This is a genomic window from Stutzerimonas stutzeri, from assembly GCF_002890895.1.
In the GTDB taxonomy this organism is placed as follows: domain Bacteria; phylum Pseudomonadota; class Gammaproteobacteria; order Pseudomonadales; family Pseudomonadaceae; genus Stutzerimonas; species Stutzerimonas stutzeri_AB.
Genome location: NZ_POUL01000003.1, coordinates 70037 through 82260, shown reverse-complemented (window position 1 = coordinate 82260; position 12224 = coordinate 70037). Strand labels below are relative to the sequence as shown.

Below are 12224 nucleotides of genomic sequence, written 5' to 3'. Positions count from 1 at the left end.
TGCTATCGCTCCCGCCCGGGAGCGACTTGCAGCACCAGGATCAACCCGCACAAACCCATCGCCAAGTAACTGAACACCAACCAGTACGGTGATTCGATCATGCCAGCTCGCGCCGAAAAATGACTTCCGGCCAGGAGCAGCACTGCCAGTAACAGCTGACCTCGCAGATCGCGCCAAAGACTACGAAGCCCGCAGAGCTGGATCAGCACCGCCGCCTGAAGCAACACACAGAACGCAGCGAAGCCCACCAGCAAAGGCCGCAGACTGCCGGCGACCTCTTCGATCAGCAACGGCGCCAAACCGGTCTTGGCCAACGCCGGCAGCATTACAAACTGCAGCAGCCATAACCCGCCTACCCAGAATGTCTGGGCCAGCTGCCAACTAATAAGGCCTGCGCGCATCGGTCGAATCTCAGAGATGGCGAACCTCGACGATCTCGAACTCGACCAGCCCTCCCGGCGTTTTCACCACAGCGACGTCACCTTCGACCTTGCCGATCAGGGCGCGCGCAATTGGGGAGCCTACGGAGATCTTGCCCAGCTTGATCTCCGCCTCGTCCTCACCAACGATCTGATAAGTGACGCGCTCATCAGTCTCGACATTGGCAATCTCAACGGTGGTCCCAAAGATCACCTTGCCGGTGTGCGGAATGCTGCTGACATCGATGACTTGGGCGTTCTGCAAACGCCCTTCGATATCACGAATCCGCGCCTCGACCATGCCCTGCTGTTCGCGAGCGGCGTGATACTCGGCGTTTTCCTTGAGATCCCCCAGCTCACGCGCCACGCCGATGTCATGACTGAGCTTGGGGCGAAGGACCTTGGTGAGATGGTGCAGCTCTTCTTCCAAGGCGCGCGCGCCCTGGACAGTCATCGGGTATTTAGTCATGCCTTGATTCCTGCATGGAGATCCTGCAAGCGACGTACAGTCTTCTCGGGACCGAACTTCAGCGCCTCACAGATCGCCTGCCCACCAGCCAGGGTGGTGGTGCAGCAGATCTTGTGCTGCAGAGCGTTACGACGGATTGAGTAAGAGTCGGCGATGGACTGACGCCCCTCGGTAGTATTGATGATCAGGGTGACCTCGTCATTCTTGATCATGTCGACAACGTGCGGGCGACCCTCGGTTACCTTGTTTACACGACGCACCGGCAGCCCAGCAGCCTCAATGATCTTTGCCGTGCCAGCCGTACCGACCACTTCGAAACCAAGCTCGATCAGATCACGCGCCACCTGGGCTACGTGTGGCTTGTCGTCATCGCGCACACTGATGAACGCACAGCCACTGTTCGGCAGAATCTCGCTAGCTCCGAGCTGAGCTTTGGCAAAGGCTTCAGCGAAGCTGTCGCCGACCCCCATCACCTCACCGGTCGACTTCATTTCCGGGCCGAGGATCGGGTCTACACCCGGGAACTTGGCGAAGGGGAAAACCGCTTCTTTAACACTGTAGAACTCTGGAATTATTTCTTCGGTCAGCCCGACCTCAGCCAGCGTTTTACCGGCCATGACACGTGCCGCAATCATCGCCAGCGAGACGCCAATGCACTTCGATACGAACGGCACAGTACGCGACGCACGTGGGTTGACCTCAATAACGAAGATGTCCTCGCCCTGCACGGCCATCTGTACGTTCATCAGACCGACCACACCCAACTCAAGCGCCATCTTCTTGACCTGGTCTCGAATTTCGTCCTGGATGTGCGCCGGCAGTGAGTAAGGCGGCAGTGAGCAGGCCGAGTCACCGGAGTGCACGCCGGCCTGCTCGATATGCTGCATGATGGCGCCGATTACCACGTGCTCGCCGTCACACACCGCATCGATATCGACCTCGATGGCGCAGTTGAGGAAGTGATCGAGCAGCACTGGGCTGTCATTCGACACTTTCACCGCTTCGCGCATGTAGCGCTTGAGCTCTTCTTCCTGGTAGACAATTTCCATCGCCCGACCGCCCAGTACATAAGACGGACGCACCACCAGCGGATAACCGATCACTTTCGAGGCGGCAAGTGCCTCTTCTTCGCTGCGGGCGGTCGCGTTTGGCGGCTGGCGCAGGTTCAGGCGCTCGACCATCTGCTGGAAGCGCTCACGGTCTTCAGCGCGGTCAATAGAATCAGGGCTGGTTCCGATGATAGGCACACCCGCCTCTTCCAGCGCACGAGCAAGTTTCAGCGGAGTCTGGCCACCGTACTGCACGATAACGCCTTTGGGCTGCTCGACACGGACAATTTCCAGCACGTCTTCCAAGGTTACCGGCTCGAAGTACAGACGATCCGATGTGTCGTAGTCAGTGGAGACAGTCTCAGGGTTGCAGTTGACCATGATGGTTTCATAACCATCATCGCGCATCGCCAGTGCCGCATGAACGCAGCAGTAATCGAATTCGATGCCTTGGCCGATACGGTTCGGGCCGCCGCCCAGAATCATGATCTTCTCGCGGCTGGACGGATTCGCCTCGCACTCTTCCTCGTAAGTCGAGTACATGTAGGCAGTGTCAGTGGCGAACTCGGCGGCGCAGGTGTCGACGCGCTTATAGACCGGCAGCACTTTAAGCTTGTGCCTGTGAGCTCGCAGGTTCTTTTCGGTTACGCCAAGCAACTTGGCCAGGCGCGCATCGGAGAAGCCTTTGCGCTTGAGCTTGTACATGACATCGCGATCGATGCTGGACAGGCCCATAGTCTTGATTTGCTCCTCCTCCTTGATCAGATCCTCGATCTGCACCAGGAACCACTCATCGATGCGCGTGAGGTCGAACACTTCGGCGACCGTCTTGCCAGCGCGGAAAGCATCAGCCACGTACCAAATACGATCAGCGCCCGGCACGGTCAGCTCACGCTTGAGGGTGCTTTCGCTCTCGGGGTCAGTCAGATCGAGCTTCGGATCAAAGCCGGACACACCGACTTCCAGCCCGCGCAGCGCTTTCTGTACAGATTCCTGGAAAGTGCGCCCGATGGCCATGACCTCACCGACAGACTTCATCTGGGTGGTCAAACGAGCATCAGCTTTGGGGAATTTCTCGAAAGCAAAACGCGGGATCTTGGTCACGACGTAGTCGATCGCCGGCTCGAAGGACGCAGGGGTGCGGCCACCGGTGATGTCGTTCTGCAACTCGTCGAGCGTGTAGCCCACCGCAAGCTTTGCAGCGATCTTGGCAATGGGGAAGCCGGTGGCTTTGGACGCCAGTGCCGACGAACGCGAAACACGCGGGTTCATCTCGATCACGACCATACGGCCGGTGTTGGGGCAAATGCCAAACTGCACGTTGGAACCGCCGGTTTCAACGCCGATCTCGCGCAGCACCGCCAGCGAGGCGTTACGCAGAATCTGATATTCCTTATCGGTCAGCGTTTGCGCTGGCGCGACGGTAATGGAGTCGCCGGTGTGGACCCCCATCGGATCGAAGTTTTCGATGGCACAGACGATGATGCAGTTGTCCTTCTTATCGCGGACCACCTCCATCTCGTATTCCTTCCAGCCGATCAGCGACTCATCGATCAGCAGCTCACTGGTCGGCGACAAGTCTAGGCCGCGCGCGCATATCTCCTCGAATTCTTCACGGTTGTAGGCGATACCACCACCGGTGCCACCCATGGTGAACGAGGGGCGGATGATGCAAGGAAATCCGACCTTCTCAAGCACGCCATAGGCTTCGTCCATGTTGTGCGCGATACCGGAAACCGGGCATGCCAGGCCGATATTCTTCATTGCCTTGTCGAAGCGTGAGCGATCTTCAGCCTTGTCGATGGTGTCGGCGTTGGCGCCAATCATCTCGACGCCAAACTTCTCCAGGATGCCGTGCTTTTCCAGGTCCAGCGCGCAGTTCAGCGCGGTCTGACCACCCATCGTCGGCAGCAGCGCATCGGGACGTTCCTTCTCGATGATCTTGGCGACGGTGGCCCACTTGATTGGCTCGATGTAAGTGGCATCAGCCATGGACGGGTCGGTCATGATGGTCGCGGGGTTGGAGTTGACCAGGATGACGCGGAACCCCTCTTCGCGCAGTGCTTTGCACGCCTGCGCTCCGGAGTAATCGAACTCGCACGCCTGGCCGATGACGATCGGGCCAGCGCCGAGGATCAGAATGCTTTTGATGTCTGTACGTTTTGGCATGGTCTCTCTCGAATTCTGTGCTCGGCGAACTTAGCGGCGCTTGGCCATGGCGTCGATGAAGCGATCAAACAACGGCGCGACATCATGCGGACCTGGGCTAGCCTCAGGGTGGCCCTGGAAGCTGAAGGCAACCTTGTCAGTGCGCTCAATACCTTGCAGCGTGCCGTCGAACAGCGACTTGTGCGTGGCGCGCACATTGCTAGGCAGGCTGGCTTCGTCCACGGCAAAGCCATGGTTCTGACTGGTGATCATCACCACACCCGTCTTCAGATCCTGAACCGGGTGGTTCGCACCGTGGTGGCCGTTGGGCATCTTCACGGTCTTGGCACCAGAGGCCAACGCCAACAATTGATGGCCGAGGCAGATACCGAACACCGGAATGTCGGTTTCGAGCACTTCCTGGATCGCCTTGATCGCGTAGTCGCAAGGCTCGGGGTCACCGGGGCCGTTGGCCAGGAAGATACCGTCCGGGTTCAGCGCCAGGGCTTCGCTGGCAGGCGTCTGAGCCGGCAACACAGTGACCCGGCAACCACGCGCGACCAGCATGCGCAGAATGTTGTACTTCACGCCGTAGTCGAAGGCGACCACATGGTACGGCAGCTCACTGGCAGGTACCTCAGCATGACCGTCATCACTCAGACACCAAACGCTCGAGCGCCACTCGTAGCGCTCCTTGACGCTGACCTCTTTGGCCAGGTCCATACCCTTGAGACCGGGGAAGCTGCGAGCCAACTCCAGCGCCTTTTCTTCAGTCGCATCATCACCTGCCAGGATGCAACCATCCTGAGCGCCTTTCTCGCGAAGGATGCGGGTCAAACGGCGGGTGTCGATGCCTGCAATGGCGACGGTGCCATTGGCCTTGAGGTAATCCGGCAGCGGCTGCTTGTCCCGCCAGTTGCTCGAGACCAGCGGCAAGTCGCGGATCACCAGCCCGGCCGCCCAAACCTTCCAGGACTCGGCGTCTTCTGGGGTGGTACCGGTATTGCCAACGTGCGGATAGGTCAAGGTGACGATTTGCTTGGCATAGGAAGGATCGGTGAGGATTTCCTGATAGCCGGTCATGGCGGTATTGAACACCACCTCACCGATAGTCTGGCCGTCGGCGCCGATAGATTCGCCGCGAAAAATACTGCCATCGGCAAGGGCGAGAATGGCTGGCTTAGTCAAGAGACCTCCCAAAGATCAAGGCTGAAGCAAGCGCAGATTGTAAAAAAGCGGGATGACGTGTGAAGGTCATCCCGCTTTTTATTTGATTCATTCTGCGCAACTTTTAGTGGACACACTAAAACGGGAAGCTTACAGAAACCGCCCTTTCAGGTCCAGCCGCAATCAGCCAAAACGCCGAGCGAGGCGCTTCCTCAGCGTAGCCCGAGCACATCCTGCATGTCATACAGCCCCGCTGGCTGCTGCTCCAACCACATCGCAGCACGCACCGCGCCTTTGGCGAAAGTCATCCGACTGGACGCCTTATGGGTGATCTCGACCCGCTCGCCCTCGGCTGCGAACAGAACGGTGTGATCTCCAACAACGTCGCCGGCACGCACGGTGGCAAAGCCGATCGTCTCCCGCGCACGGGCGCCCGTCTGCCCTTCGCGACCATAAACCGCAACCTCCTGCAGATCGCGACCAAGCGCCTGCGCGACGACCTCACCCATGCGCAACGCAGTGCCCGACGGCGCGTCCACCTTGTGACGGTGATGCGCCTCGATGATCTCGATATCGACCTCGTCCCCGAGCACCCGCGCAGCCGTATCGAGCAACTTCAGACACAAATTGACACCGACACTGAAGTTCGCCGCAAACACGATGGGAATATCCTGCGCGGCCGCCGCCAGCTTCTCTTTCTCTGCAACCGAGAAACCGGTCGTACCGATCACCATCGCCTTACCGGCGCGCCGGCACACTTCGAGATTTCTCAGCGTGACCGAAGGATGAGTGAAATCGATCAGCACATCGAACTCGTCGACGACCTTCGCTACCTCACCGATCAGCGGCACGCCGAGCCGCCCGATCGCCGCCAGTTCACCCGCATCGGCACCGACCAGAGTGCTGTCAGGCCTGTCGATGGCGGCGGTCAAGCCCGCAGCACCGGCAGTTTGCTGAACAGCTTCGACCAGTGTCTTGCCCATACGCCCGGCGGCGCCCGTTACTGCAATACGTCGCATAAAAACAGCTCCAAGCTGCAAGCCTCAAGCTGCAAGAGCGCCTTCAGGAAGGCTGCCGCCTGCAGCTCGCCGCTGGATTAAAGATCGCCAAAGAATCGCTTCACGCCTTCGAACCAGCCACTGGCCTTTGGCGAATGCGAGCTGTCGCTCTGCAAGGTCTTGCGGAACTCGTCGAGTAGCTCGCGCTGCCGCTTGCCCAGGTTGACCGGTGTCTCCACCGCGACCCGGCACAACAGATCGCCAGCCGCACCGCCACGCACAGGAGCAACCCCCTTGCCGCGCAAACGGAACTGCTTGCCAGTCTGAGTACCTTCCGGGATTTTCAACTTCACCCGCCCGTCGAGGGTTGGCACTTCCAACTCGCCGCCCAGCGCCGCATCGGCAAAACTGATCGGCACCTCGCAAAACAGGTGCTTGCCGTCACGCTGGAAGATCGGGTGCTCACGTACGTTGACCACTACGTAGAGGTCACCAGCCGGACCGCCCTGAGCGCCTGCCTCACCTTCACCCGTCAAGCGAATCCGGTCACCTGTATCGACGCCCGGCGGCACCTTGACCGAAAGTGTCTTCTGCTCCTCGACCCGACCTTGCCCATGGCAGCTACCGCAAGGATCGGAAATCATCTTGCCGCTGCCATGACAGCGCGGGCAGGTCTGTTGAACCGAGAAGAAGCCCTGCTGCATGCGCACCTGACCGATGCCACCACAGGTGGTACAGGTCACTGGACTGGTGCCCTTCTTGGCGCCAGAACCGTCGCAGGTCTTGCATTCAGCCAACGTGGGCACCCGGATGGTGACCGTGGTGCCCCGCACAGCCTCTTCCAGATCCAGCTCAAGGGTGTAGCGCAGATCGCTGCCGCGCTGAGCGCCGCCGCGCGAACTGCCGCGACCGCCAGCAAAGAAATCGCTGAACACATCGCCAAAGATGTCGGAGAAATTGGCGTTGCCGTAAGCCGCACCCGCGCCAGCTCCCATCTGGGGATCGACGCCGGCATGACCGTACTGGTCGTAGGCCTGACGCTTGCTCGCATCGGAAAGCACTTCGTAAGCCTCGTTGGCTTCCTTGAATGCGTCTTCAGCGGCTTTGTCTCCGGGATTACGGTCCGGATGATGCTTCATTGCGAGGCGACGATAAGCCTTTTTCAGCTCTGCCTCGCTGGCGCCGCGCTCGACACCCAGCACTTCGTAATAGTCACGTTTGGCCATAAGTTTCCTGAACCTTCAAATTCGTACCCTCCAGACACGCCGACGCGGGAGCAAGCCCCCGCGCAGCGATCAGCCCTGTCGCGGCATCACCGCATCGGGCTGGAGCGAAAGGCAGCAGCCTGAACGGACTCTGCCCTCACCCCTCTCATGGAGGTCATAAGCCGCGGCTTACTTGTTGTCCTTGACCTCTTCGAACTCAGCGTCAACCACGTCGTCACCTGACTGAGCATTGTCGCCAGCCTGCTCGCCTTCGCCGCCCTGAGGCTGCTCGGCGTACATCTTCTGCGCCAGCGGAGTAGAAGCCTGCGAGACTGCTGCGATCTTGGCTTCGATCTCGGCCTTGTCGTCGCCCTTGATGGCCACTTCCAGCTCGCCGATGGCTTTTTCAATGTTCGCCCTGTCTTCTTCGGTGGCCTTGTCGCCAGCCTCGGTCAACATCTTGCGAGTTGCATGGACCAGCTGATCGCCCTGGTTGCGGACAGTCACCAGCTCTTCGAACTTGCGGTCTTCCTCGGCGTTGGCCTCGGCGTCACGCACCATCTGCTCGATTTCCTCCTCGGAAAGACCCGAGTTGGCCTTGATCACGATGGACTGGTGCTTGCCGGTGGCCTTGTCCTTCGCCGACACGTGCAGGATGCCGTTGGCATCGATGTCGAAGGTCACTTCGATCTGCGGCACACCACGCGGAGCTGGCGGAATATCAGCCAGATCGAAACGACCCAGGGACTTGTTCTGCGACGCTTGCTTGCGCTCACCCTGCAATACATGGATGGTCACGGCGCCCTGGTTGTCATCGGCCGTCGAGAACACCTGCGACTTCTTGGTTGGGATGGTGGTGTTCTTCTCGATCAGCGCAGTCATCACGCCACCCATGGTTTCGATACCCAGGGTCAGCGGGGAAACGTCGAGCAACAGCACGTCCTTGACGTCGCCAGCCAGCACTGCACCCTGAATGGCTGCACCCATGGCCACGGCTTCGTCGGGGTTGACGTCCTTGCGCGCTTCCTTGCCGAAGAACTCGGCAACCTTCTGCTGCACCAGCGGCATGCGGGTCTGACCACCGACCAGAATCACGTCGTCGATCTTGGAGACGTCGATCCCGGCGTCTTTCATCGCCATGCGGCACGGCTCGATGGTGCGCTGAACCAAATCCTCGACCAGCGCTTCGAGCTTGGCGCGAGAGATTTTCACGTTCAGGTGCTTCGGCCCGGTCGAATCTGCCGTGATGTAAGGCAGGTTGACGTCGGTCTGCTGGCTTGAAGACAGCTCGATCTTGGCCTTTTCAGCAGCTTCCTTCAGACGCTGCATGGCCAGCGGATCACCCTTGAGGTTCATGCCGCTTTCTTTCTTGAACTCGTCAACAAGGTAGTCGATCAGGCGGATGTCGAAGTCTTCACCACCAAGGAAGGTGTCGCCGTTGGTGGCCAACACTTCAAACTGATGCTCGCCGTCAACCTCGGCGATTTCGATCACCGAGACGTCGAAGGTACCGCCACCCAGGTCATATACGATGACTGTGTGATCACCCTTGGCCTTGTCCATGCCATAGGCCAGCGCGGCAGCAGTCGGCTCGTTGATGATGCGCTTAACATCCAGACCCGCAATGCGCCCAGCGTCCTTGGTGGCCTGACGCTGGCTGTCGTTGAAGTACGCCGGAACGGTAATTACCGCCTCGGTGACCGGCTCGCCGAGATAGTCTTCGGCAGTCTTCTTCATTTTCTTCAGGATCTCGGCAGAGATCTGCGGCGGTGCCATTTTCTGGCCGCTCACCTCTACCCAGGCGTCACTGTTGTCCGCTTTGACGATCTTGTACGGAACCATCTGGATGTCTTTCTGCACGACGTCTTCATCGAAACGACGACCGATCAGTCGCTTCACGGCGTACAGCGTGTTGTGCGGGTTGGTAACAGCCTGACGCTTGGCCGATTGACCAACCAGGATTTCACCGTCATTGGCGTACGCAATGATCGAGGGGGTGGTGCGACCGCCTTCGGCGTTCTCGATCACCTTGGCCTTGCCGTTTTCCAGAATGGAGACGCAGGAGTTGGTCGTTCCCAGGTCGATACCGATAATCTTGCCCATGTGCTTCTCTCCGAACTTTGATTGATCCGCGCCTGTTTACCGGCTGCGGGTAATACAAAAACGCTTGGCTACCAGATGGGGGTCAGCCGCAAAAATTCAAGCCTTCTCATCAATCGAAGGCGGGGTTTCTGCCGGCGCCTTGCTGACAACGACCATCGCCGGACGCAACAGACGTCCGTTGAGCAGATAGCCCTTCTGGAACACCTTGAGCACGCTGCCTGGCTCGGCATGGGTGCTTTCTTCCATGGCCATGGCCTGGTGATGCTCGGGATTGAAGGGCTCGCCCTGTGGGTCAATCTGCACCAACTGATGGCGCGCCAGAGTGTCGAGCAACAACTTGAACGTCAGCTCGACACCTTCGCGCATCGGCTTGACTGCTTCATCATCTGGATTCGACAGCTCGAGCCCGCGCTCCAGACTGTCAGCGACGCCCAGCAGGTCGCCAGCGAACTTCTCCAGCGCAAACTTGTGCGCTTTCTCGACATCCTGCTCGGCACGACGACGGATGTTCTGCAACTCGGCCGCCACTCGCAGGGACTGATCCTGCGCCGCGGCCAATTGCTCTTCGAGGGACTGCACCCGTGCAGCCAGATCCTCGGTCACCTCGGCTTGCGCGGTCTCGTTTTCATCAGGGGTCTGGTTGTCCAGGTTCTGCTCGTCGGCCATGCGGTCCTCCTCATCGATACGTCAGCGGGCGTCGACCCGCGCTTGTGCCGCTATATGGGGGCAACAAAATTCTGCTTCAAGGGCGTATCCACATCAAAGAAACACCAGCCCCTTTCGAACAGCCCATTCAGCGCCTAACCGACCGCATTTGTTTACATACCAGTCACGCGGAGCAGCTTGATGAGCCACGCAGAAGCACTGTATAAATACCCAGTCACCTACGCAGGAGTCCTGCCATGCTGGTCCATCTTTCCGTTCACAATTACGCAATCGTCGAGCATCTCGATCTTGAGCTGAAACGCGGCATGAGCGTAATCAGCGGCGAGACCGGCGCAGGCAAGTCGATCATGCTCGATGCGCTAGGCCTCACTCTCGGCGATCGAGCCGACAGCAGCGTGGTGCGCATAGGCGCGGACAAGGCGGATATTCTCGCCAGCTTCGACCTGGACGACATCCCAGATGCACGAGCCTGGCTGGCCGAGCGCGATCTGGAAAATGATGGCCCATGCATCCTTCGGCGAGTGATCACGGCTGAAGGTCGTTCGCGCGGCTATATCAACGGAACGCCCTGCCCGCAAGTTGACCTCAAGGCGCTTGGCGAGCTACTGATCGATATCCACAGCCAGCACGAACACCAGTCACTGCTAAAGCTCGATACGCACCGGCGTTTGCTCGATGAGTACAGCGGCAATCAAGATCTTGCCCGCCAGGTGCAGCTGGCCGCCCAGCGCTGGCGGCAAACCCGGCAGACCCTGGAGCGACTTAGCAGCAGCAGTGATGAACAGCGCGCCCGCCACCAGCTGCTCAGCTACCAACTCGAGGAGCTTGAGACACTGGCTCTGGGCGACGACGAATTGGACCAGCTGGAGCAGGAACACAAGAACCTTTCCAACGCAGAACACCTGCTCGGCGCCTGTCGCCAGGTGATCGAGCTGTGTAGCGAGAGCGACGCCGGCAACGTACTGTCAGCGCTGACCTCGAGCCTGCAGCGCCTGACTGGATTTCAGAACCAGCCCGGCGCGCTTGGCGAGGCCGTCAATCTACTGGCCAGTGCGCAGATACAGGTTGAAGAAGCGATCGGCGAACTCAATCGCTTTCTCGATCACTTCGATTCCGACCCACAAAGGCAGCAGGCACTGGAAGAACGCCTCGACAGCATCTATACCCTGGCGCGCAAACACCGCGTTCAGCCGTCAGAATTACCGAGCTTGCAGCAACGCCTCTTCGAAGAACTGGAAAGCCTTAACGCCGACGACACTGCACTGGAGCAACTCGGCGAAGAGCTTGCCGCCTACGAGCGACATTATCGAGAAAAAGCCGAACAGTTGAGCGCTTCGCGCCAGCTGGCGGCAGAATCCTTGGCGCAGGCCGTCGAAACGGAGATTCAGCGTCTAGGCATGCCAGGCGGCAAGTTCAGCGCTGTGTTGAAGCCCGCAGCAGAAGGAGACCTGATGCCACACGGACTGGAACAGGTAGAGTTTCTGGTAAGCGCCAACCCAGGCCAGCCACTGCGTCCACTGGCAAAGGTTGCCTCGGGCGGTGAGCTGTCGCGCATCAGTCTTGCGATTCAGGTGATCACAGCGCAGACATCACGCATTCCGACCCTGGTGTTCGACGAAGTGGACGTCGGCATCGGCGGGCCGACCGCAGAAGTGGTCGGCCAATTGCTGCGCCGCCTCGGCGAGCGGGGCCAAGTACTGACCGTGACCCACCTGCCACAAGTTGCGGCACAGGGTCACCATCACCTGTTTGTACACAAGGCGCGCGGCGCCCAAGAAACCCACACCGCTGTCGCCGCACTGGATGGCAGTGAACGGGTCGAGGAAATTGCCCGCATGCTGGGTGGGCTTGACCTCACCGAGCAAGCACTGGCCCACGCCCGCCAGATGATCGGCACAGCTCAAACATCCTGAAAAAGCAGGCAACGACGACGACCCACGGATCATCTTGCCGCGGCGACAGACCACTGGAGAGCACGCACCATCCCCGTACCGGATTGC

Annotated in this window: 9 protein-coding genes; 1 reads left to right on the top strand and 8 read right to left on the bottom strand. The window is 59.5% G+C overall.

All coding sequences use genetic code 11. From position 1 onward, the window contains the following. Window positions 1–2: 2 nt before the first annotated feature. The 8 genes from CXK96_RS06030 to grpE form a co-directional block, all read right to left on the bottom strand. On the bottom strand, window positions 3–401 hold the full coding sequence (locus tag CXK96_RS06030) for a DUF4149 domain-containing protein (RefSeq protein ID WP_102835588.1): 399 nt from the start codon (window positions 399–401) through the stop codon (window positions 3–5). A gap of 10 nt (window positions 402–411) precedes the next feature. Then, complete coding sequence (greA, locus tag CXK96_RS06025) at window positions 412–888, bottom strand: transcription elongation factor GreA (RefSeq protein WP_046162835.1); 477 nt, start codon at window positions 886–888, stop codon at window positions 412–414. Beyond that, a complete protein-coding gene (gene carB / locus CXK96_RS06020; protein ID WP_102835587.1) occupies window positions 885–4106 on the bottom strand; it encodes a carbamoyl-phosphate synthase large subunit in 3222 nt (1073 codons plus the stop codon). Before carB ends, greA begins: the two co-directional genes overlap by 4 nt. 30 nt (window positions 4107–4136) lie before the next feature. Next, entirely contained in the window at window positions 4137–5273 is a 1137-nt protein-coding gene (carA, locus tag CXK96_RS06015; RefSeq protein ID WP_102835586.1) for a glutamine-hydrolyzing carbamoyl-phosphate synthase small subunit, read from the bottom strand. A 191-nt stretch (window positions 5274–5464) separates the two neighbouring features. Beyond that, window positions 5465–6271 carry a 4-hydroxy-tetrahydrodipicolinate reductase gene (gene dapB, locus CXK96_RS06010; RefSeq protein ID WP_102835585.1) on the bottom strand — a complete coding sequence of 269 codons (807 nt, stop codon included), beginning with the start codon at window positions 6269–6271 and terminating at the stop codon, window positions 5465–5467. 77 nt (window positions 6272–6348) lie between these two features. Then, complete coding sequence (gene dnaJ / locus CXK96_RS06005) at window positions 6349–7476, bottom strand: molecular chaperone DnaJ (protein WP_102835584.1); 1128 nt, start codon at window positions 7474–7476, stop codon at window positions 6349–6351. Window positions 7477–7644: 168 nt separating this feature from the next. After that, entirely contained in the window at window positions 7645–9558 is a 1914-nt protein-coding gene (gene dnaK / locus CXK96_RS06000; protein ID WP_102835583.1) for a molecular chaperone DnaK, read from the bottom strand. A 96-nt stretch (window positions 9559–9654) separates the two neighbouring features. Then, window positions 9655–10224, bottom strand: a complete 570-nt coding sequence (gene grpE / locus CXK96_RS05995) for a nucleotide exchange factor GrpE (RefSeq protein ID WP_102835582.1) — start codon at window positions 10222–10224, stop codon at window positions 9655–9657. Window positions 10225–10460: 236 nt separating this feature from the next. Between grpE and recN the strand changes: the two genes are divergently transcribed. After that, window positions 10461–12137 carry a DNA repair protein RecN gene (recN, locus tag CXK96_RS05990; RefSeq protein WP_102835581.1) on the top strand — a complete coding sequence of 559 codons (1677 nt, stop codon included), beginning with the start codon at window positions 10461–10463 and terminating at the stop codon, window positions 12135–12137. The last annotated feature ends 87 nt before the right edge of the window (window positions 12138–12224 follow it).